This window comes from Cupriavidus sp. 94F1, assembly GCF_057798875.1.
The window spans coordinates 340,113-363,579 of sequence record NZ_JBYOJT010000003.1 but is presented as its reverse complement, the minus strand read 5'-3'; the positions used below and the strand labels follow the sequence as shown (position 1 = coordinate 363,579).

15 protein-coding genes are annotated in these 23,467 nt (G+C 57.6%); 12 read left to right on the top strand and 3 right to left on the bottom strand.

What is annotated here, in order from left to right:
* Positions 1-207 precede the first annotated feature (207 nt).
* The 8 genes from dnaN (at position 208) to AC3FJ6_RS09360 (ending at position 12,313) form a co-directional block, all read left to right on the top strand.
* The gene (gene dnaN / locus AC3FJ6_RS09395) at positions 208-1,323 is read left to right on the top strand and encodes a DNA polymerase III subunit beta (protein ID WP_092600480.1); all 1,116 of its coding nucleotides are present in this window, start codon (positions 208-210) and stop codon (positions 1,321-1,323) included.
* Positions 1,324-1,507: 184 nt separating this feature from the next.
* Complete coding sequence (gyrB, locus tag AC3FJ6_RS09390; protein ID WP_488771617.1) at positions 1,508-4,033, top strand: DNA topoisomerase (ATP-hydrolyzing) subunit B; 2,526 nt, start codon at positions 1,508-1,510, stop codon at positions 4,031-4,033.
* 723 nt (positions 4,034-4,756) lie between these two features.
* Positions 4,757-6,136 carry a DNA cytosine methyltransferase gene (locus AC3FJ6_RS09385; protein ID WP_488771616.1) on the top strand — a complete coding sequence of 460 codons (1,380 nt, stop codon included), beginning with the start codon at positions 4,757-4,759 and terminating at the stop codon, positions 6,134-6,136.
* 44 nt (positions 6,137-6,180) lie between these two features.
* A complete protein-coding gene (locus tag AC3FJ6_RS09380; protein ID WP_488771615.1) occupies positions 6,181-7,782 on the top strand; it encodes an ATP-binding protein in 1,602 nt (533 codons plus the stop codon).
* On the top strand, positions 7,718-9,979 hold the full coding sequence (locus AC3FJ6_RS09375) for a Z1 domain-containing protein (protein ID WP_488771614.1): 2,262 nt from the start codon (positions 7,718-7,720) through the stop codon (positions 9,977-9,979). Before AC3FJ6_RS09380 ends, AC3FJ6_RS09375 begins: the two co-directional genes overlap by 65 nt.
* Positions 9,972-10,943, top strand: coding sequence for a PD-(D/E)XK motif protein (locus tag AC3FJ6_RS09370; RefSeq protein ID WP_488771613.1), 972 nt, complete (start codon positions 9,972-9,974; stop codon positions 10,941-10,943). The genes AC3FJ6_RS09375 and AC3FJ6_RS09370 overlap by 8 nt, the downstream gene beginning before the upstream one ends.
* 154 nt (positions 10,944-11,097) lie before the next feature.
* A complete protein-coding gene (locus tag AC3FJ6_RS09365) occupies positions 11,098-11,979 on the top strand; it encodes an HNH endonuclease (protein WP_488771612.1) in 882 nt (293 codons plus the stop codon).
* Positions 11,980-11,983: 4 nt separating this feature from the next.
* Complete coding sequence (locus AC3FJ6_RS09360) at positions 11,984-12,313, top strand: hypothetical protein (protein ID WP_488771611.1); 330 nt, start codon at positions 11,984-11,986, stop codon at positions 12,311-12,313.
* Between the two features lie 170 nt (positions 12,314-12,483).
* Here AC3FJ6_RS09360 and AC3FJ6_RS09355 read toward each other — a convergent pair whose 3' ends face one another.
* The 3 genes from AC3FJ6_RS09355 to AC3FJ6_RS09345 all read right to left on the bottom strand — a co-directional run bounded on the left by AC3FJ6_RS09355 (position 12,484) and on the right by AC3FJ6_RS09345 (position 18,994).
* Positions 12,484-15,099, bottom strand: a complete 2,616-nt coding sequence (locus AC3FJ6_RS09355; protein ID WP_488771610.1) for a hypothetical protein — start codon at positions 15,097-15,099, stop codon at positions 12,484-12,486.
* 269 nt (positions 15,100-15,368) lie between these two features.
* Positions 15,369-16,403 (bottom strand): ComEC/Rec2 family competence protein, encoded by a 1,035-nt coding sequence (locus tag AC3FJ6_RS09350; RefSeq protein WP_488771609.1) that lies wholly within the window; start codon positions 16,401-16,403, stop codon positions 15,369-15,371.
* Between the two features lie 17 nt (positions 16,404-16,420).
* Complete coding sequence (locus AC3FJ6_RS09345; protein WP_488771608.1) at positions 16,421-18,994, bottom strand: hypothetical protein; 2,574 nt, start codon at positions 18,992-18,994, stop codon at positions 16,421-16,423.
* Positions 18,995-19,969: 975 nt separating this feature from the next.
* Here AC3FJ6_RS09345 and AC3FJ6_RS09340 point away from each other — a divergent pair.
* From AC3FJ6_RS09340 to AC3FJ6_RS09325, 4 genes are all read left to right on the top strand, one after another.
* Positions 19,970-20,383 carry a helix-turn-helix domain-containing protein gene (locus AC3FJ6_RS09340; RefSeq protein ID WP_488771607.1) on the top strand — a complete coding sequence of 138 codons (414 nt, stop codon included), beginning with the start codon at positions 19,970-19,972 and terminating at the stop codon, positions 20,381-20,383.
* 253 nt (positions 20,384-20,636) lie between these two features.
* Positions 20,637-20,912, top strand: coding sequence for a hypothetical protein (locus AC3FJ6_RS09335; protein ID WP_488771606.1), 276 nt, complete (start codon positions 20,637-20,639; stop codon positions 20,910-20,912).
* A 79-nt stretch (positions 20,913-20,991) separates the two neighbouring features.
* Entirely contained in the window at positions 20,992-21,534 is a 543-nt protein-coding gene (locus AC3FJ6_RS09330) for a Tn7 transposase TnsA N-terminal domain-containing protein (protein WP_488771605.1), read from the top strand.
* The gene (locus tag AC3FJ6_RS09325; RefSeq protein WP_488771604.1) at positions 21,515-23,458 is read left to right on the top strand and encodes a transposase family protein; all 1,944 of its coding nucleotides are present in this window, start codon (positions 21,515-21,517) and stop codon (positions 23,456-23,458) included. Before AC3FJ6_RS09330 ends, AC3FJ6_RS09325 begins: the two co-directional genes overlap by 20 nt.
* The last annotated feature ends 9 nt before the right edge of the window (positions 23,459-23,467 follow it).

The following is a 23,467-nucleotide window of genomic DNA, read 5'->3' as shown; positions in this document are numbered from 1 at the left end:
GAGTCGGGACGAATTGGCGGACGTAGGCGCCCGGAGCGTGGCTTTTTGTGCACAGCCCGGCGCCCTGCCGGATTCGCCCCGCTTCACCGCAGCGGCTTATCCTTGGTACAATCCGGCATTAACTCTTTGATTCCAAAGTGGAAATTGGATATCTGAGTTTTACCTGATTCCGCGGTCGCCGACGACAAACGACGAAGGATAAATTCAATGCAATTGGTCAAAACCTCGCGAGACAACCTGCTGCGTCCGCTGCAAATCGTGAGCGGCATCGTGGAGCGCCGCCACACCCTCCCGATCCTGGCCAACCTGCTGATTCGCAAGTCCGGCTCGAACGTGTCCTTCCTCTCGACCGACATCGAGATCCAGATCACCACGCACGCCGAGTGCGGCGTGGGCAGCGACGACGTGGCCACCACCGTGGCCGCGCGCAAGCTGCTGGACATCCTGCGCGCCATGCCCGACGGCGACGTGGCGCTGTCGCTGAACGACAAGCGCATGACCGTGCAATCGGGCAAGAGCCGCTTTGCACTGCAGACGCTGGCCGCGGAAGAATTCCCGACCGTTGCCGAAGCCGCCGAATTCAATGCGAGCGTGAGCCTGCCGCAGAAGACGTTCAAGCATCTGCTGGCGATGGTGCACTTCGCGATGGCCCAGCAGGACATCCGCTACTACCTGAACGGCATGCTGCTGGTGGTGGACGGCAAGAAGGTCATGGCCGTGGCCACCGATGGCCACCGCCTGGCGTATTGCGGCGTGGAACTGGAAAACGAGGCGACTGGCGTGGGTTCGCGCCAGGAAGTCATCATCCCGCGCAAGACCATCCTGGAACTGCAGCGCCTGCTGGAAGACAATGACGATCCCGTTCAGGTGCAGCTGGCCGCCAACCAGGTCAAGTTCTCGTTTGCCAACGTGGAACTGATCAGCAAGCTGGTGGAGGGCAAGTTCCCGGACTTCCAGCGCGTGATCCCGAAGGGCTACAAGAATGCGTTCGCGATCGACCGCGTACAGCTGCAACAGGCGCTGCAGCGTACCGCGATCCTGACGACCGACAAGTTCAAGGGCGTGCGCTGCATTCTCGACACGCACGTGCTGAAGATCAGCTCGACCAACGCCGACCAGGAAGAGGCGCAGGAAGAGCTGGAACTCGATTATTCGGGCGACGCGCTCGATATCGGCTTTAACGTGACCTACCTGCTCGACGTGCTCGGCAATCTCAAGAGCGAGCAGGTGCAGGTCAGCCTCGGCGACTCCAATTCGAGTGCGCTGATTACCGTGCCGGAAGACGACAACTTCAAGTACGTCGTGATGCCGATGCGCATTTGATGGCCAGCACCGAGTCGCCATCCATACACAATCGGGCACACACCGCAGCAGGGGCCGGGTCCACGGGATCCGCCCCTTTTGCCGTTTTTAAGTAACCCGCGAATGCGGATGTTCCGCACCCGTCGCCGTCCGGCGCAGGATCGGATTTCTCCGCATTTGCCGTGAGTATCGTGAGTAGGAAAACATGACCGATCAGCAGAAACCGCAGCAGGAAAACACTTACGGCGCCTCTTCGATCCAGATCCTGGAAGGCCTGGAAGCGGTGCGCAAGCGTCCCGGCATGTATATCGGCGATACATCGGACGGCACCGGCCTGCACCACCTGGTGTTCGAGGTGCTCGACAACTCGATCGACGAGGCCCTGGCCGGCTACTGTACCGAGATCCAGGTCACGATCCATAGCGACAACTCGATCTCGATCGTCGACAACGGCCGCGGCATTCCGCCCGCCGTCAAGTTCGACGACAAGCACGAGCCCAAGCGCAGCGCCGCCGAGATCGCCATGACCGAGCTGCATGCCGGCGGCAAGTTCAACCAGAACAGCTACAAGGTGTCTGGGGGCCTGCACGGCGTGGGCGTGTCGTGCGTGAACGCGCTGTCGAAGTGGCTGCGCCTGACCGTGCGCCGCGATGGCCAGGTCAACCTGATCGAATTCGCCAAGGGCGAGGTGCAGAACCGCATCATCGAGACCGTGGCCGGCCCGGATGGCCAGCCCGTGGAAGTCTCGCCGATGAAGATCGTGGGCGCTACCGACAAGCGCGGCACCGAAGTGCACTTCCTGGCCGACGAGGAAATCTTCACGAACGTCGAGTTCCACTACGAAGTGCTGTCCAAGCGCATCCGCGAACTCTCGTTCCTGAACAACGGCGTGCATATCAAGCTGCTGGACCAGCGCACGGGCAAGGAAGAGGATTTTGCCTTCTCGGGTGGCGTGAAGGGCTTCGTGGAGTACATCAACCGCGCCAAGACCACGCTGCATCCGAACATCTTCTACGCGAACGCCGAGAAGGACGGCATTGCCGTGGAAGTGGCCATGCAGTGGAACGACGGCTACAACGAGCAGGTGCTCTGCTTCACGAACAACATTCCGCAGCGCGACGGCGGTACCCACCTGACCGGCCTGCGGGCGGCGATGACGCGTGTCATCAACAAGTACATCGAAGAAAACGAGATTGCCAAGAAGGCCAAGATCGAAACCAGCGGCGACGACATGCGCGAAGGCCTGGCGTGCGTGCTGTCGGTGAAGGTGCCCGAGCCGAAGTTCAGCTCGCAGACCAAGGACAAGCTGGTCTCGTCCGAGGTGCGCCTGCCCGTGGAAGATCTGGTCGGCAAGGCGCTGACGGACTTCCTGCTGGAAACGCCGAACGACGCCAAGATCATCTGCGGCAAGATCGTGGATGCCGCCCGCGCGCGCGAAGCCGCCCGCAAGGCCCGCGAAATGACGCGCCGCAAGGGTGTGATGGACGGCATGGGCCTGCCCGGCAAACTGGCCGACTGCCAGGAGAAGGATCCGGCCCAGTCCGAACTGTTCCTGGTGGAGGGTGACTCCGCAGGCGGCTCGGCCAAGCAGGGCCGCGACCGCAAGTTCCAGGCGATCCTGCCGCTCAAGGGCAAGATCCTGAACGTGGAGCGTGCGCGCTTCGACAAGATGCTGTCGAGTCAGGAAGTGCTGACGCTGATCACGGCGCTGGGCACGGGCATCGGCAAGGACGACTACAACCTCGAAAAGCTGCGCTACCACCGCATCATCATCATGACCGATGCGGACGTGGACGGCTCGCACATCCGCACGCTGCTGCTGACGTTCTTCTATCGCCAGATGCCGGACATCATCGAGCGTGGCTACGTCTATATCGCGCAGCCGCCGCTGTACAAGATCAAGCACGGCAAGGAAGAACGCTACATCAAGGACGACACCGAGCTGAACGCGTACATGCTGAAGCTTGCGATGGAAAAGGCGGGCCTGGTGCGTCCGGACGGCAGCGAGATCAATGGCGATGCGCTGAGCGAACTGGCCCGCCAGTACCAGCTGGCCGAAGGCGTGATCGGACGCCTGTCGCGCATCGTCGATGTCGACGCACTGCGGGCGATCGCCGATGGCGTGTCGCTGGACCTCGACAGCGCCGCAGCCGCCGAGGCCTCGGCCGTGGCGCTGAAGGCCAAGCTTGCCGAGATGCACGCCAAGACGCTGATCGGTGCCGCCGTGAACGATGACGGCACGGCCGACGTCTACGCGCAATTCGACGAGAAGACCGACAAGCATCGCCTGATGATCGCCCGCCGCCACCATGGCAATGTGCGCCTGTCGCACCTGGATGCGGACTTCGTGCATGGCGCCGACTACGCGGCCCTGTCGCGCGCGGCCACCACGTTCCAGGGCCTGATTCCGGACGGCACCAAGGTCAAGCGCGGCGAAGGCGAAAAGCAGCGCGAGCAGACCGTGGCGGATTTCCACCAGGCCATGCAGTGGCTGCTGAGCGAAGCCGAGCGCGGCGTTTCGCGTCAACGCTACAAGGGTCTGGGTGAAATGAACCCCGAGCAGCTGTTCGAAACCACGCTCGACGTGACGCAACGCCGCCTGCTGAAGGTACAGATCGAAGACGCCATCGCGGCGGACCAGATCTTTACGACGCTGATGGGCGACGAAGTGGAACCGCGCCGCAACTTCATCGAGAGCAACGCGCTGGTGGCGCGGAATATCGACGTTTGATGGGTTTGTAGGAACTCAGAATAGTTGAGAAAAGTCACAAATAGTTGATCCAGACATATGCCCGAGCTTGCTCGGGCATTTTTCTCTGTGCGCCCAGCATGGGCCCACTCTTGTGGGTGCAAGTCCCACCGTAAGTTGATCACAGCGAACGAAGCGAAGCGCAACTGCGAAAGGGTGACCGATCGTGGGGAGGAAGCGTGGAGCGAAGCTGCGAGCCGAGGGACACGAACCGGATAGAAGGCGGTGCCGACCAGGACGAGCGGGCAAAGGACCGCGAAGTTCTTGTGATCAAGGGGAGGTGACGTAAATCCGGCGGTTGTGGTTCGGGCGCACGAGCTTCTCCTTCATGTACCGGAATTTTTCCGGTCGGCGGAGTTCGACGCCCGTGAACCAGATGGTTGTTACTGTCCACCAACAGTATTGAAGCCGCGGTCGCTCTCACAAGCGATCGCGGCTTTTTGCTGACCATAAAATTGTCCCGAGCCAAAAACACTAACGGAATGCGCAGTGTAGTTAAGGAAATCACTGCTAATCTCGAGTTCAACAGCACGTTGAAGTCCACCTGTTAGAGCTATTGACTCGACATCTTCTATCCTGTATATCCATACAGTCCCCAATCTACGTCGAGTGAGTTGCCTCTTGGCGGTCGTGAGCGAAAGGCTCGTTGGGGGAAGATCAGGGAAGGCGGTGTCTAAGCCGCTACAAGAAGAACCACAAGTGCGCATGGCCGAGATGCAACCATTCCGTTTTGTCGACCTATTCGCAGGCCTCGGTGGATTTCACCTCGCGCTTGAACGCTTGGGGGGCGAGTGCGTTTTTGCCTCCGAGTGGAAAGAGCATCTGCGAGATCTATACCTGATCAACTTCGGTATTAGGCCCGAGGGCGATATCACACTTGTGTCGCCAAAAGACGTGCCTGACCATGACGTTCTGACTGCGGGATTTCCATGCCAACCATTTTCGAAGGCAGGTGAGCAGTTGGGGTTCGAGTGTACCGAGCAAGGTAACCTGTTCTTCAACGTCGCGGCGATTCTGAAGAAGAAGAAGCCAAGGTTTTTCATCCTTGAGAACGTCCCCAACCTGCTCAAGCACGACCAGGGCCGGACATGGGAAGAAATCCAGAAGATTCTCGGGACCGAAAAAGGTGGGCTGGGCTATAACGTCCGAGCTGAGCGATTCTCGCCGCACAATTTTGGCATTCCGCAGATTCGCGAGCGCGTATACATAGTGGGCTCGCTGCAGTCACTGCAAGACTTCAAGTGGCCGGCCACAAACGATGCGCCCACCAGCATTGATACCGTGCTCGACGACAACCCGCCTGAGGCCAAGCAATTATCCACGCAGGTTAATGCATGTCTCGAAGTTTGGAACGAGTTCCTCCGCGCTTGTCCCCCTGACGTTGAGTTGCCATCGTTCCCCCTTTGGTCGATGGAGTGGGGAGCCACATATCCGTATGAAGGGAAGACGCCTTATGCTCGCGTTCAGACCCTTGGGATCGACGGCCTTAAAGGTTTCAAAGGTAGCCACGGTACGAAGATTGGCTACCTGCGATCTTTGGACGAACGATGGAACGCCATACCGAGCCACGGGCGAACAAAGGAGTTACAGTTTCCAAAATGGAAGCAGGACTTCATCCGACAGAATCGGCAGTTTTACGAGGACAACCAAACCTGGATTGCCCCCTGGTTGCCCAAGATCTTGAAGTTCCCTTCCAGTCTGCAAAAATTCGAGTGGAACGTCAAAGGCGGTAAGCGGGACATTTGGCAATACGTCATTCAGTTCAGGGCATCCGGTGTGCGTGTCAAACGCAGAACCACTGCGCCAAGCTTGATTGCGATGACTGACACGCAGGTGCCCATCATTGGCTGGCAGAAGCGTTACATGACCCCGCGCGAATGTGCGCGGCTGCAAAGCCTCGATGGACTGCAGCAATTGCCGAAAAGTACGACTCAAGCCTTTCACGCTCTCGGCAACGCGGTCAACTCGAATGTTGTTGAGATGGTCGCACGGGCGTTGCTTGCGACGCGCCGCGACTCTGGCCCGTATAACAAGGTGCGACCTAAGCTGTACGACGCGGAGATCGCTGAATGCCGGCAAGTCTAGATTCGCTGCAGACGGGGCCGATTGAGATTAGGCCTGAGGTCACGATGCTGTCGGTGCTCCGACATCTGAACTATAAAGCGTGGTTCGCCATCGCCGAGTTCATCGACAACTCACTTCAAAGTTACCTCGCAAATCGTTACGCACTCGAAGCGCTTTACGGCTCCGACTTTCAACTTCTAGTTGAGGTGCGAATTGATACCAACGGGCCTGGGCAGATTGTCATCACAGACAATGCCGCAGGCATTTCGATTGCTGACTTCCCGCGCGCTTTCAGAGCGGCCCAAATCCCTGCTGACCGGAGCGGGCTGTCCGAGTTTGGGATGGGGATGAAGAGCGCGGCCTGCTGGTTCGCTGAGACATGGAGCGTGCGCACTAAGGCGGTTGGGGAAAGCGTCGAGCGCACCATCAACTTCGACATCCGCCAAATTGTCGACAACAAAATTGAGAGCCTCAACACCGAAATACGGGCCGTGGACCCGGCGACACACTACACGGTGGTGTCTCTGCGCGGCCTGCATCATGTTCCACAAGGGCGCACATTGGGGAAAATTAAGGAGCATTTGGCGAGCATCTATCGCATGTTCTTGCGGGATGGGACTATGGTCCTGAAGTTCAACGGAGACCCGTTGAACTACACAACTCCGGCCGTGCTAACGGCCGTGCCCTATACGTCCGCCGGAGTGCCAGCCCAAGGCGCCGATGCACAGCCCGTAGTCTGGAAGAAGGATATCCGTTTGGACTTTGGTAAGGGCCAGCGAGTGACCGGATTCGCAGCCCTGCGCGAAGTTGGATCTACCCCATTCGCTGGCTTCGCACTCTTTCGCCGAAACCGACTCATCGAGGGCAGCTACGATGAGACTTACCGGCCGAGCTTCATCTTCAAGCAGACCAACAGCTACCCGTATCAACGACTGTTCGGAGAGTTGCATGTTGAAGGCTTCGAGGTTAGTCATACGAAGGACGGCTTCCGCTGGGAAGAGTATGAGGACATCTTTCTTGACTGTCTGAAGAGCGAACTGGAAGCCGAGCCGATGGATCTGCTGGCGCAGGCGGAGAACTACCGTGCATTGCCCTCGAAGAAGAGCATCGAATCGCGCGCGGCCACCGCGACTGCCTCGGTCGCTGACTATTTAGAGAATGAAATTGCGCCGCTGCTAGTTGAGGTGCGCAACCACCCAGCTGAAACATCGCCGCTTCCGGTGACACTAGTGCCTAGCATGCTGCTGGCGTCTGAGCGTACTGTCAAGATTGACGACGGCAACTGGCAGTGGGTAATAACGATTCGTACGTCAGTCGACCCAGCCCGCGAGGATTGGGTGTCGCTAGCAAAACAGGAATCGTTGAACGGCGACGCGGAACGGGTTCGACGCCTGTGCGTGGAGTTATCACTTGCGCATCCGTTCTCGTCGGAGTTTCTCGGTGCTAATAATGAAAACGTCGAGTTGTTCCTTCGTATTGCTACCGCGGTAAGCATTGCATTGGTTCTGTCAGAGGATGTCACGGGGAATCCGCCTGAGGCTGTCCTACACCACTTCAACTACTTGATGCGTGGGGCATTGATTCGTGCCTCGCTAGCGACTGATGACAGCTTCAATAAAAATTCTAAAGACTATCAAGCCGCCACTACGGTGGGTGCCGGTACATAAGGACTTTACTGAGGAGTTCCTTCAGAGCAAGTCCAAGGACCCCAATGGTCCCAGCTATGCTGACCTCACCGTGGGGCCCGAATCGGTGCTGCAGGAAGCTCAGCGCATACTTGGTCGCTGTCTTGCACCAACCGAAACCGGCAAGGCCGAAACTGGGTTGGTGGTTGGCTATGTGCAGAGTGGAAAGACGATGTCCTTCGAAACCGTAATCGCGCTTTCTCGCGACAACGGCTATGGGTTGGTCATCGTACTCGCGGGCACAAAGAACAACCTGCGCGACCAGTCTGAAGACAGACTCAAGAAGGATCTCGGCATCGACGATGGTGGCGACCATTGGTACCATCTCTCGAACCCGACTTCCGCGGTAAAGAGCCAAATTGAAAGCAAGCTAGCCACCTGGAGGCGGAAGCCCACAAAGAAGGCACTGCTGATTACGGTGCTAAAGCACGGCGGCCACCTGGAAAAGCTGGCTGAGGTCCTTAAGGGTGTAACGCTAGACGGTATCCCTGCGCTCATCATCGACGACGAGAGTGATCAGGCGAGCCTGAACACCAAGGCAGCAAGAATTAAGGCCGGCCTTGCTGCCATTACGGACAAGAGCACGACTTATAAGAAAATTCTCAAGCTCCGTGCTGCGCTGCCTCACCACTCGTACCTTCAGTACACTGCGACACCTCAGGCCAATTTGTTGTTGGCGCAAACCGATTTCCTTAACCCGGATTTCGCGGAGCTCGTAACGCCTGGCGCCGCCTACACTGGCGGCAAGGCCTTCTTCCTTGGCAACCCAAACCTTATCGCAGACATCCCCGTTCGCGAGGTGCCAAGCTCGACAAACACTGTGACCAGTCCGCCGAAGAGCCTGCTCAAGTCGCTGCGCTACTTCCTACTCGTGGCTGCTCAACACTCATTGACGCGAGAGAAAGGCCTGAAAGGTAAGGACCGCAACCGCTCAATGATGGTCCACCCAGCCATCGCTACAGCATCGCATAAGGTTTACAAGGCCTGGGTCGATAAGGCTCGAAAAGGTCTGCAAGGAATGGTCGAGAGGCTCTATGAGTCGGATGCTTCAGCGGCCGCCGCACTTTTCGCTGATGAGTACGCATCACTTGCAAAGACTTTCACCAAGATAGAGCCATTGAGCAAGCTGATCTCCGAGATGGTCGACGAGGTCTTCGATGAACTGAACATCGTCGAAGTTAATGGAACGCCGGACGCTGAAAAGAAAATCAACTGGAAGACGACGCGGTATTGGATTCTGGTTGGAGGAGCAAAGCTAGACCGCGGCTATACGGTCGAGGGTCTTTGCATCACATATATGCCAAGACCGCTTGGTACTTCCCCGGCTGCAGACACTCTACAGCAGCGTGCTCGCTTTTTCGGCTACAAGTCGAGTTATCTTGGCTTATGCCGTGTCTTCCTTCAGTCAACGGTGAAGCGCGCTTTTACCGAGTATGTTGAACACGAAGAGTTTGTGCGCAACGCATTGGCAGCGAATCGAGGCAAGCCGCTTACCGACTGGCGGCGAGACTTCTTTCTGACCGAGCTTCTCAAGCCAACCAGGCCAAATGTAGTTGGTCTTGGGATTCGCCGCGTACCTGTAGACGGATGGATGGTTCCTTCAGTGATGCAGCGTGATGAGCTTGCTGCGGACGCGAATCGCAAACTCTTGAAGAAGGTGGAGGCCAAATGGCGACGGGTATATGGCCCGGTCGCCAACGCGGCAACGGTAATAAAGGGAAGGACACAATCGCCGCACGATGTCATTGAGGGGGTGCCCCTGAAGGCGGTGCTTGAAGATTTCTTGCTCGACGTGCAGATCCAGGATCCTCGAGACGCGGAGGAGCACAACGCCATGTTACTCGCGGTGGCTGATATGCTCGCAAAGGACTCTTCGCTTGGCGCCGACGTGTTTCTTATGAACAAGCTCGTTGCCGGCTACCGTACGCGGGCGGCGGGGCGAGGGGTTAAGGCCAACCATCCTTACGCACCCATCAACCAGTACTTCAGCCAAAGTGCAGGTTCAATCAACGACCGCGACTACTGTTCCTCTGACCGTGTTTCCATACAGTTGCGCAAGTTCGATTTGGGCACACACCAACGTGACCCGAGCCAGGCGGACATCAAGGCGGTGACGTGGTTCGCCTTGAACGTGCCCAAAAAGTTAAGGAAGGCTTTGCTTGTTGAGAACCGTGACTAGCGACCTGTACCGCGCATTCGTCGATCTGCCGCTGGCCGGCTCTTCCGTGGAATTTTCGGCAGTGGCCCTCACTGCGCGGCGACGAGATTTTTTGGGCAAGGCGGCTGACGGAAGTCCGGTCTTTCTCCTGCACGATTCAAGTGCGGCGACATACTCCCCGGGCATCTCACTGAAGCACATGTCCGTGCAGTTCCACAGCACTTGCCATGTCTACACTGTAGCCGGGAGCGTGACAGACCAGTTTGCCGTCGTGTCTTGCGACGCTTCAGTGCCAGAACTTTATGAACTCTTCATAAGTTGCTTTGCCGCTGCGGTAGAGCAACTCCCGGACAGTGCGGACACGAGCGATCTTGACGCATGTGTACACGGGCTGCTCGACCTGTTTCGCACGCTCAGTCGCCCTAGCAGCAAAGAGGTCATAGGCCTGTGGGCGGAGTTGTTTGTAATTGCGCGCAGCCGCAACGCTGCGCGAGCCGTCGATGCCTGGCATTCCGACCAGTTCGAAAGGTTCGATTTCTCCTCCTCTATGGCGTGCCTTGAAGTTAAGGCTGGTTTAAAGGAGGCTCGAGTGCACGAATTTGCGCTCGAGCAGTTGCAAGCTCCTATCGATGGACAAGGCTTTGTAGTGTCGCTGCTGCTACAGCCGTTGAGCGGAGGCGTAAGCGTGATGGACCTGGCTCGGAATATCGAGGCGACCGTATTGGCAGAGCCGTTGCTGCGGCGGAAATTGTGGAAAAACATTGCCTGCGCCCTGGGTAGCGACTTCTCAGATCAACTTGACCGTCGGTTCGACGTCTCCTACGCCGAGCGCCACATGGTTATCTATGCGATGCACGACGTGCCTGCTCCGAACCGGCCTGATGATCCCCGGGTCACTGGGGTTCGCTTCCGGTCGGATCTTTCATCCGTACGATCGTCTGTAAACGACTTGCCACAGGAAGCGCTTGCACGGTTGTTCGTTTGAGTGCTCCACTTTAGCGAGAACTCGAGTGCTGACAGGGCATGGTCCGCGCGTACCTCGTGCTCGCGTACAAGGGGAACAGCATTGAGGAAATGCTTCAGATGCTTAATGTTCTAGCCAACCTTGACGGCGGCGCACGCGTACGGGAGTGAACGTAATGGATTACTCGGCCCTCGCTCACGGCGAAGCCCTCGCATGGTTCAAATTGCATGCGGGGCAAGTCGTGCAATGGCCCGCACCCATTGGTAAGATGTTTCTAGCGAACAAGGCAAAAGGCATTCACAAGCCAGCGGGCCTCGAGTACGCATTGAGTGTTCGTCAGTCGCTGGAAGGCCCATACCAAGACTCCATCTGCGAACTGCCTGACGGGGCATGGCAGTTTCGCTATGCGCAGGAGGGTTCCGACCCCTCGTACTTTACCAATCGGGCTTTGATTGCCTGCATGCGCGACTCGGTTCCAATTGGCGTCCTGATTCAAGTAACTTCCAAGCCGCGTCCGCGGTATCAAGTGCTTGGCCTTGGCCAGGTTATTGATTGGAGTGAAAACACATTCACTATCCGTGAATTTGGACATTGGCAAAGCGCAATCGATGGTATTGATCCGAACTTACCCCTGGATGCATTTGAACTAATCGATGAGCGTGATGCGCGCCTGCGAACCATTCAATCGATTGCCGTTCGGCGAGGACAACCAGCATTCAGGGGTGATCTGATTAGAGCCTATAGGGGTACGTGCGCTGTGACGGGATGCGGAGTCGTCTCTACGTTGGAGGCAGCTCATATCCTTCCATATCGAGGTGAGCACAGCAATCACGTACAAAATGGGCTGCTATTAAGGGCAGACCTTCATACCCTATTTGATTTAGGGATGTTTGATATAGATCCCGATAGCTTAGTAGTTCGATTTGACCCGTCGATCCAGGATGAGACCTACGCTATCTACGACGGGAGGAAACTAAACTTGCCGCCAAACGAGGCGGAGTGGCCGAGCCGACAGGCGCTTCGATCTCGGCTTATCCGAAGAAGAGTGACAAATTAGCTACATGGCCGCTCTGGAGGGGCTGGCGGTGAAGTTACAGTATCAAGCCGAAGACTGCAAAAAGGCCGCGCCCCATGAGGGACGCGGCCTTTTTGCAGTCGCGCGAAATGTTAAGGATGTTGATCTGACAACCTTGTCGGGTGACACGGAAAATGAAAAATTGACCCTTGATTCTAAAGGGAATTTTCATTTTCTACGACATATCCAGCGGGTAGGTTTGGCAAGGTTAGTGAAAAAAACGGAGTCTAAGTCACAGATAGTGAAAAATATGATCTTCGCCGATCTGCGGGGTGTGTCTACGGCTCAAGGTAAGCCAACTTCTCCTCACCGCTGACTTTACCGACCCAACGCGGAAGCTCCTCGGTTCACGGCCAACGGTCAGACTTTCAGGGATAGCGAACGTCAGCAATGCAGTTGATGACCTCGTCGTCACGCACTGCCGGTAGCAATGGTGGGCCGACGGGCAGCGTCGGTGTCATGGCGCCGACGCTGCAGGACCAGGCATCAGGAGGCGGTGAAATGCGTCTCGATCTTCTGGATCAAGCGCTGAACGATTTCTCCCTGATTGCTGCTGTCGAGCAGGAAGTCGACCAACTCATTGCGCAGGGCAATTCCGGCGGCACTGGCGCCAGCGACCCCCGACCACGGCCCATACAGGTGATCGGAGCGGCCGCCGGTGCTGAACCCAACGCTTTCGAAAATCTGCTGCAGCTCTTCTTGACCGGGCGCCCCGGGCGGCATACTTCCGCGGCCCAGTGCGGAGAGCCGGATGTACTTGCGTGCCTGCAGCGCGCTGCCAGGCCCAATATGCGAGGGAAAGAAGGCTCGAAGGGCACGCCGCAGACAGGCCTCGCCGCGGCTGATCGACGGTGCTATCTCCTTCTGGATGATGCCGCTCAGAGGCTTGTCGTTCCCCGCCCAAACGCCGCGCAGAAGATTCCCGAGATCGCCCTCGGTGAAGCAGTTCTGGAATGTCACGACTGCAGCGTACTCGTTCTCACTGAAGGCGGGCTTAAATTGGTCGATGAAATTGCCGCTTCCGCGGAATGAGCAATTCCGGAAATGCAATGCCGGCTTGAACTTCGACTGGATATTGGTGATAACTACGCCGTTGAGCGTGCAGGCTTCGAAGGTGATCGGCCCTTCGCAGTCGGCAAGTTCGAGATTCGAGACCTCGCAGTTCGTGAACATCACGCCTCTCATGGAGACGCCGTTCAAACGGGCATTGGCTATCGACGAATTGATGAACAGCGACCCGTCGAGCATGAAGTCGCTGCCGCCGAGTTCCTCACCGATTGTGAAGCCGACAAACTCATTGTCGGTGATCTCAGCCAAGGGCAACGGATTTTGTACAGATGATCCCAAGCGCTCGTCTCCCACTGCAGCACGAAGCGACCACTGATTGGCGCTCGCAGCTTCCATATTGTCGGCCACGGCGGCATTCAACGCGTCGAGCCATTCGGCGCGCATCGGCTCATCTTCGGGCATTGACGGCAGGAGCAACTCAAAGGTGTACTTCGCACGGGTGGCGGACGCAGCGAGCTTCAGTAACTCACGGCGATCTAGTTTCCCTACGGGCGGATTGTTCCTGAAGATCTGCGCGAGCAACGCGCACCGAATCCAGTCGCTCAGGAACTGGGGCCGGTAGGCGCCCGCGGCCTCCGTCGCGTATAGCAGCGCGTGCTTGGCGTTTTGCCGGACGATGGCCACGTTGACCTCGGGCGCGTTCACGGGGTCGACATTGAAGGCGCCAGGGATCAACTCATAGGGAGTTGGAATGTTCGCAAGGGTCGGCGCAGACGCAATTGCTGCTAGCCCTTGGAGCACAAGCATTTGCCCTTTTACCGAGTACTTGGCTTTAGCGACAACGTCGATCTTTGTGCATTCGCGCAGGCAGGCGTAGAACGCGGCGATTATGCAAACGTCCCAAACAGGTGGCACGTCGAGCTTACCCTCCGGACTCCGCAACGGCGCGCGGTTGCCCGCTCGGCGTCCGATCGCAATGGCGGCCAAGCCCTGTACAAAAAACAGTGACGGCTCCTGTGCAAGCTCTGGAAGTACTTCGATGACCCAGTGGACGATGTCATCGCGCTCACGCTTGACTTGGTCGTCTACCAGGCGCTCGCCGACGAGAGCGATATACTCCTCGGGAATCTCCACCGGCTCGGAACGTTGCTGCACAACCCCATCAACGACAGAGCCGACGTAGGCGCGGAAGGCATCCGTTTCCAGATCGGGCAACTCGACACTGAAGATGGCCCACTCCTCGGGGCTCAGGTGGCGAGCCTCGGTCTTGCGTCCCGAAAGAACCACCGCGGACTCGGTTGAGCGCAAACGCCCCGTCATCAACTCCAACAAATCTCGGATGAGGCCCTTGTCATAACGGCCGGAAACTTCGTCGATGCCATCAAGGAAGAGCGTGACGAGCCCCGACTTTACGGCCCGAATCAGGCGCTCCGAGCCCTCCCCGACGAGGCCGATAAGCTGGGTGATGTTTTCCCAGGCCACGCCAGATTCGAGAGGCAGTTTGCGGAGCGGAATGTAGATTGGAAGCTTGCCGCGCCACTGCTCTCGCATCTTCTGAGCTTGAGACGCGAGAAGGATCGTCTTGCCCCTGCCGGCTTCGGCCTCAATGAAGACCAATCCGCCGCCCTCGGTGGCTGGATCGTCAATCAGTTTGGAGAGCTTCTCAGCAGCATTCGGATGACTATTTCCTTCGGAGTCCATCAACCGCATGGCGATCGGCTGTGCGCCCAAAAGCGCTAGGGGCGATAACGCCTCGTCGATCAAGGCTTGCTGCGTGTTCTCGAACGTGGCAGGCAGATCAAGCAACTTGCGAAGCGCGAAAGCTTTCGTGACTGCAGACTTGCCGAGTTGCAATGACACCTGCTCCAGATCACCGGCGCTCTTGTTTGCTGGGAGATGGTTGCGAGGATCCCAGTGAATCAAAACATAGTGAACCGCGTAAACATCAGGCGGCAGCGGTGCGCCGACAATATCCGCAGCCAACTTGAGGTCATCTGGGGACGTGATTTGTGGTCGGCTCACAAATACCCACAGTTCGTGGTGATGTGTGAATGCCGGGGCATCCGGAGCTAAATGGATCAGCTGCTGCGCCAAGGCTGACGCCAACGCAGACGCAGTATCGAATTCGCTTTTTGACATATACCATCCCTTGATTCTTGTTGTTGGTTTCAGCCTATCACGCGGTCACCAGCTAGACCAAATGACGGAGCAAATGCAGCGGCCCCTTCATGCCAGCCGGCCGGCCGCGGGAGGAGGCGCCGACCTTCTCTAAAGTCCAGCGGACGAATATCGAGTTGAGAAGGATGAGTTCTTTCGGTTGCGGTCAAGGCTTTGAATCGGCCAGTTGGGCCCTCCCGCGCTGGTCACAGCGAAACCTCGACAAACTGCTTCCCTTTCATTGGATAGATTGCCTTGAAGCTCGGCCAGCCTTGAGGGTTGACGCGCCATCGCGAGGTGTGCGGCACGTCGTAGTTGAAGTAAATCTCCGCGGGCTTGCCGCCGGCAATCAGCCGTGCGATGAGTTCGTGGTCGGGATGTAAGTATTTCTTGCCGCTCGTGCTGATCAAAAAGCGCGAGCATCGGAGAGTCACCAGTAAATCCAGGTCAGTATTGGCCTTGCTGCCATGGTGCGACACCTTAAGCAGGTCGATCGGCTTCTGTGGCGAGTGATGGAGCGCGAGCCCATCCTTTATAACGTCGGCGAACGCATCCGCGGCCAACAGCATGCGCTTGTCGCCGAACTCCAGTAGCAGGGCGATGCTGCTGCCGTTGGGCGTGGATTTGTCGGAGCGGAACTTTGACTTGGACAACTGAGAGAAGTCTCCCGGGGGCCAAGGGTCCTTGCGTCCCAATCGGTCACCTTGGCCCGCGGGCGGCTCCGTAGGCGGCAAATTTGGATTCGTCCACTCCTCCGCCAGCTTCCTCAGCGCCGAGGCATCTGGCGACAGCACCCGCACTGCTAATGTACCGTCAAGGACGACCTCCCCACACGATTGCTGGAGCGTGCCACCATTGTGTCTAAAGGCTTGATTCCAAGGCAGCTTCCGGCGCTGGATCAACCTTGATAAGCGGTCCCCCTCACTCGACCCCAGCCGGTCTGCCTGTCGCAGATGGTGATATCCGTTGAACCATACGTCCGCGATCTCAAGCCACTCGGGCAGTGGATCACTCAGCAGTTCTATCATCCCCTCGATGTGATCGAGGTCATAGTGCGTCACCACCACAGCCTCCAGTCGAAGCTTGCCGCCAACACATTCCGACTTCAGGATGTTCAGCAGCGTGTCCCGGGTGCCGGCGGGTCCGCCGTCGACCAGTAAATGGCGAGGCCGGTCGGGATCGCAATAGCTGACGAGCAGCGCGTCCCCGTGTTCGGCTTGGATGGCTTTGATTCGAAACATGTGGGTCTCCATGCCGCTCAATTGCAGGTGCCAAGTTGGGTGTCTGCATCTCCGAATGCCACCAAGGCCAGTCCAAGTGCGATCTCGTCCGCCAGGAAATCGCGTCGCAACTCGCGCATGATCTCCCCGACCAGAATGGGTGGCTTTGAAATCGCCGCCTCGCGAAACCTGACCGCAAGATCACGTGCCGCACGGTTAGCATGGCGACCGAGCACATCCGTCATCGCCGCTACAACCATTCGCGCGCCATGCCTCAACAACACTGCCGGCAAGGTGCCCCCGGGCAAGTCTCCGTGTCCGGTGCCGCAGCCAATGGCGATCGCCACGGGCGCCCCCTCCCCGACGTGCTGCGGTCTGATGCCAGCCAGGTTGAGGCCAGCCCCGTTCTGCAGAAAAAGTTGGGATTTTTCCATATGGACCACGAGCAACAGCAGCGATGGAGAATGCGCGGCGACGTGCTTCTTCCAATCGTCCCAGTTGGCAATCCTTTCAACTCCCAATGACACCGCGATATGGTGGAGTCGAACCACCTCATGTGGAGCAACTTCTTCGTCTTCGAATTCGTCGGCACGATCATCCGCCGCGAAGGCGATCTTAGACAGGTCATTGATCTCCACGCGCGTCCGTGCCGCCAACCCTGCCGGCCTCCACATGGGCGCGCGATGTGTGGGATTCCATGTGTGTCGCTCGACGATCGCGGTCACGCCTACAAAGCCCATGGGGCACAACTGCACCGCGGCCTCGCGAATAGCACATCCGGGAATGGCACATCCTTTCTCCAGGCATTTGGCCCGTTCTGAGCACAGTTCCGCATCGCTCGACTCCGGCACAGTGCCCTCGTAGAGATACTCGATCGGAAAAAATGCGTTGCTCTGCGTCACCAGTTGGACGCGTGTCAGGTGCTTCGGCCAATTGGGCACCTGCTCGCGGAGGTGAGTCAACAGCAGGGAGCCTTGGTTCGCCAAATCAAGCAGTAACGGCGCAAGCGATGCTTCGGGGTCCACAACGGCCTGTTGAAGAATAGCCAGCAGCTTCTCACGAGCCTTCTCCGTGTCGGTGTCGGTCAGCGGGGAGAAAATTGGATCGCCGTCAGCGGGAATCAACGTAACGCTGGGCTGGTTCCCCAGGCTGTCGTTGACGAGCAAGGCCAGGTCGAAGGTCTGCTTCTGGCGATGAACTGGTGTCACAACATTCTCGACAAAGAAGTTGATTGCCTTTCCGGGCGCTGATTGAAGGCGAGCAGTCTGGAGAATGCGCGCGTCGTCGCTCACCAGCAGGCGCAGATCAACGGGCCCGTTCCCGACGGCCCGAGTAAACGCGACAGCCTCGGAATCCCCCGTCCTTCTGATGGACATCGAACGAGTGGCTGGCGCACTTCCGATCTCAAGCAGGTGAACTTTCAAGTTCTTGCGGTCGCCCTCCCATTCGACCTGATGTTCCGGGAAGCCCGGGCGAGGGCTGTGCAACGGCGTCCGGCGTCGGATATCGACTACGATGTCCACCGCCCCTTGGAGAGGCCAAGTTTCGACCTGCCGACCGCCCTGCCTGACACGAGCATCCAACACCCTCTCCATGGGTGGACCAGGGCGCTCGGCGTCGGGGCCCAATAGTTCGCCATCGTTTAGCTTGGGGACTTCCAGCATGGCTCCTGGCGACTCGAGGGCTCGTTGGGCATCGCCTGATGCTAGGCGATGACGGCGCGGCTCCTTATGCAAATTCTGGCGCAGGAATCCGGCGCTACCCACGAAAAACGTTTGAGTTGACGTCAGAATTCTGGCGCTGGCCTTCGTTTGACCATTCGCTTGCTCAAGAGCGCCAGCAAGGGGCATTCCATACTCACCCCACGCCGTCAGATAGAGCTGGAGCCATTCAGCGAGCTGTTCGATATCGGCATCGACATGAATCACGCACTGCACGCTCAGCCGGTCCCGCAGACTCTCGATTTTGGCCAGCAGGTTTCCCTCCTGCCTACCATGTAAGATCACGACGCGAGCCGCGACCATGTCACTCAACGTCGCCGCCAACGAATCAGCAACGACAATGTCGGCTATTCTGGCATCAGGACGCCAGTCGACGTGGCTAGACAATATATCGTCGCCACGAAGGCGTTCGAGCGCGACTTGATTGCCTGTGATGACGCGCCGCGGCGATTCCTCGGTCGTAGTCAATGGGAATCGCGGTCGAGTGTCCCGCGGCCAGTCCACGAAAACGCGCTCACGATTCAAAACCGTCGAGAGTTCGAGGGCCACCGAATTGACGGTTTCAGCATGCCCTGGCCAACTCCATACCGACCTGACAACCTTGATGCACAGATCGGAACGATAGGAAAAGTACTGGAACGCTCGGGCAATCGAGACGGCGACCAGCGGATCCACCCACTGATCGGCCTCCATCACGCTCGCGTCACCACCCCACTTGGCGAGACCACTCTTCGATACCGCGCGTTCAAGTGCGTCACGTGCCGCGCCAGGGTCGTCCCACCAAGTCCAATCGTCGCTCTCGAGCAAAATTCCGAGCCCCGCCCGCGCGGCGGGGCCCAACTCGGCATAGTCTTCGCCAAGCCACTGGATGTCCTTGCTTTTATTGTCCATTCGGAAGTAGGAGAGATTCCTCCGCCAAAATCCTGCGAAGAAAGTGGAAACCAAATGACCCGCGAGTCCCAACTGTAAGGCAGTCGACCTCGAGCCGATTGGAAACTTCACCGAGCCGCCGCGAATAGCTGCAATAACACGGGACTGCGATCCAGAATAGATCGCTGCTCAATCCGCCAGTGAGCAATATACAGTGACCAATATAGCGCGGCGCATGACGCGATACACGCTACTAAACGAGTAGCGTGAACAATGAAACACGTATACCAGTCGACATTTAAAGCGATCGCTGAACCCCTCTTTAGCGGGGAGGCGGCCTATTCGGCTGGGCCAATCACCAGGATCGGTGGAGGGGAGCGCTTGTTTCCGTTGCTAATCGACGACCTATGGCTTGCCGCCCGGTGCCAAGGCGGACGTCATAAAGTCCGCATTGCTCGCGAAGGCGCCCGCGGAATTTGCCTGACCAGTTCCTATCGCTACGAGGCACGCACTGCACCTGGCCGGGCAAGAGTTACTGGTTGCCGATGGGCTACCCGGCAAGTCGACGATGAACCGAAAAAATTCGCTTGAATTTGGGAGTTCTTCATCACCGTGCCTCAACGTTCGCAGCAGCACGCCGGAATCCTCTGACGATAACGAGGTTCGGCACACTTAGGCCATAGTTTCTGGCGTCATCGCTATCCCCTTTGTCTATCTGCTCACGTTGGCCAGTGGCTTGTCAGATCGAACGGCCGTAAGCATGTGTGGCGTTACAGCAACGCCGGAATCCATTTAGCAAAGCCGGGTGCGATGAAGATTCGGCAATCGATGCGCACGATCGTCAAAATCGGGATGGGGAGGAGCCTCCAAAAATGAGAGTCGGTCATAACCGAATACAAAAATAATATTCTCTTTTTTCACGTGTAAGTCGTCCATTCACCGGGGGGTGTGGATCGGGTATCTTGTCGGACGCGACTCCCTTCAGACGACTCAGGTATGACTGCGCTAGGCGAATTCATTCGACAGCATCGATTGGCAGCCGATCTCACACAGGCCGAGATGGCACGACGCGTTGGTGTCGACGCAACCTACCTTGGCGCTATTGAGACAGGGAAAAAACGGCCCAAGGGAGAGGCGCTATTGGAAGGGATTGCAGACTCACTGTCTCTGAGTCCAGAGGGGCGGTGTGAACTCGTGCTTGCCGCAAAGCTATCGCAGCGCAATCTTAGGCTCCCGGAGGAGCTTACTCGTGCACAGCACGAGATTGTGCAGTCGCTAGTGCGCCTGCTGCCACAGCTTGACGAGGCGGACACGGATTCGCTGCAGCGCCTTTTAGCCGTGTTCTTCGGTGTGCGAGATCGTCGACCCAGCATCCGCTCGTCACCATCAAAAGAAGGAGCACCCATGTAAAGAAAAAGCGCCACAGACCATGGGCCCGCAGCGCTTTGGGTCGGAGCCTCTTGGAGACATCCGGATTTCGCACCTCCAGTCTCCAACGTCCCGCCCCTAGCGTCAAGCCCCTTTTTATTGCCAGCCTTCCGCGGAGGGATTCGTGTCGCCAAAAATCGGTCGGCATGAAGCCTTCGCGCGGTAGCGCTCGCCTGTTTCCCGACAGCCAATGGTAGTCGGGTCGGTGCCATGCACCCCAGAAAAAGGACATTTGATGTCGAGCATCCGTTGCTTTAAGAAGCAGTTATTTCTGCGAAGTGGGCATTCCATTCGCGAATCTGGTGCCCGGCGCGATCAGCGCCGCGATACGCGGGAAAAAAGCAGCGAAATTGGTAGCAACCGCAGACTTCCCGCGCCGCCGTCGTTCGAATCAACACGTGAGTGCTCCGAAGTGAGGCTGACGAATGCGAACTCCGGGAAGCTGGATTCGAATCAGTTGCTCGCCGGTATTTCAGTATGCAGAAAGGGGGAAATTCATGCCCGTGCGTAAAGTCATCACTCGGCGATCGAACCACTTCAGAACATACATCCCGTCAATAAAAAACGGACGGCCCACCCCATGTGAATCAATGCTCGAAGGCATGTTTGCACGCTTCTGTGAAATCTCGCCTTCGGTGCGCAGCTATGAAGTGCAGCCGGAACGGGTGACGCTGGACTTCGGGGATCACACGGAGAGCTATTTCCCCGATGTGCGTGTTCAGCTTGCCATTGGTAGGGAGGTGTGGGTGGAAGTAAAGCCGATGGTTCGTCTCCGATCTCCTCGAGTCGCACGACGCATGGCAGCAGCGAAGGCTCAAATCGAGTCGATGGGACGCGCGTTTCGCGTCGTTACCGACGAAGATCTTCGGAGACAGCCGCGCGCTGACAACATCTTGGAGTTGATGTATCACAGGCGTGATCCGTTTCGCGTTTCGGACGCGATGGACATCCAACGTTTTCTGATGAGGACCGAAGTCGAAACAGTGGCCGATCTATCGTCGAGCCTGGGCGAATTGGAGGCGTGGAGGCTGCTGGGACTTGGGATCATTGGAGTCGACCTGGAGCAGCCAATCACGAGCAACTCGTTAATCTATCTTCAGGGAGGGCATCGACATGCAGACATTCTCGCTTAGAGCCCGCCTGTGCGTCCTCCTGCGTGGCAAACGATTAGTTTTGGTCAACAGATTGATGGACCACCGGCTCGCATTTAAGGACGACTTCGGAGAGCCGGTTCTTCTGACCGAATCCCAGTTCTATCTCGCCTATGACAAAAAGGAACTGACTATCGATGTCGACCAACCCTATCTCGATACCGTACCACTCACGAGAAATGCTCCCCCAGACCTTAGTTGCTTTGCAGAGAAGCACTCTGCCGAAGCCTTGCGCCGGCGAGCCTACCTTGACGCTCTAACCGACATCGACACTTTGAAGCTCTCCAACAACACAGAGCTAAAAAGGCAAATCGCCGACGTCGCTCGTACCATTCAGGATAAGACTCCACCGAGTCCGTCCACTGTCAGACGGTGGGCAAAGCGGTACGGGCTGACTAGATGCGTAGTACACCTTGTACCGAAGCACACCCGAAAAGGGCGGATGGCAGCGATTCGTGGCGAACTCGAAGACATTCTAACGCTCTGTCTTGAGGAGGCCTACCTGCTTCCTGAAAGGCCCACTGTCGCTCACCTTTATGCGGAATTAAAGGGGCGCATCCAGGATATCAATGCGCAGCGTCTCCCGGAAGACCGGATCAAGTTGCCATCCACAATGACGGTGAGGCGCTACATCGCAAGTCTAGATCGTTATGAAGTGGACAGGCGGCGTGAAGGCGAGTTCGCTGCCAAGAAGAAGCATCGCAACGCAACCGGAAAGCTCGAAATCGGTAAGATCCTCGATCGGTGGGAAATCGACCACACGTTGCTCGACATACACGTGGTAGATCCGGAAACCGGCGAGGTAATCGGTCGACCGTATCTTACTGTGATCATAGACCGCCATAGCCGCATGATCATGGCCTTCCTGCTGCACCTCTCTGCACCCAATACCGAGAGTGTACTTCGAACCATCGAACGCGCTATACGGCCAAAGCAAGCCTGGCTTGCGAAGTTTCCGCAGGTACAGAACGAATGGCGAGCACAAGGCCTTCCCTTGTACCTGCTGCCGGACAATGCTGCGGAATTCCATGCCTATGATCTGATCCTCGCATTCAACGAACTGGGGATCGAAGTTCTGTTTCCGCGCTCGCGCGGCCCGGAGAAGAAGGGTGGGGTGGAGCGCTTTTTTCGGACGTTGGCCGAGGACCTCATCCATCGACTACCGGGAACGACATTCTCTAACGTACAAGAGCGGGGCGACTACCCCTCTGAGCAGCGGGCGTGCATCACGCTCGCCAAGCTGGAAGAAATGCTCACTCCGTGGATTGTCGATCGCTATCTCCAGCGCCCCCACCGAGGACTAAGCGGTCGCACTCCCGCGCAGGTGTGGAAGGACGGGGAGTCACGGCGAACCCCCCGGCTTCCGCTCGACCTCGACTCGCTCGAGTGCATTCTCGCGCATCGCAGCAACGTAAGGTTGCATCACTACGGTGTGGAGGTCGATAGCCAGCAGTACCACTGCGAAGACCTGGTTCAATTGCGTCACCGCCTCGGCGACCGACCAAAGGTCGACGTGCGCTTCCGTGATGACTTGGGGCACATATGGGTTCGCGACCCTTTAAGAAATACCTTCCTGCTTGTTCCAAATAAGGACCAGCGCATGCGCGGTCTCAGCCGAGATTTGTACCGCGTTGCGCGCACACGTGCCAGGAAGGAAGTTCAAAGCGGTTCCCAAGCGAATGCCCAGATGGTCTTGGAAACCTACCGCTCCATCATGGCCGAAGCCGACGCCGCGATGGACTCCAACAAGCTGCGCAAGCGCAGATATGCAGCACGGTCTCGGCTGGATAAGGAGGGCAATAGCCGAGAAACACCGGTTCCTCAGGCGGAGCTTGGAGTACCCCAAGTGACGCTGGATCTCGACATCGAACCAGAGACTATTCAGATTCGTCCACTAGCCTTTTGAACGTCGCCC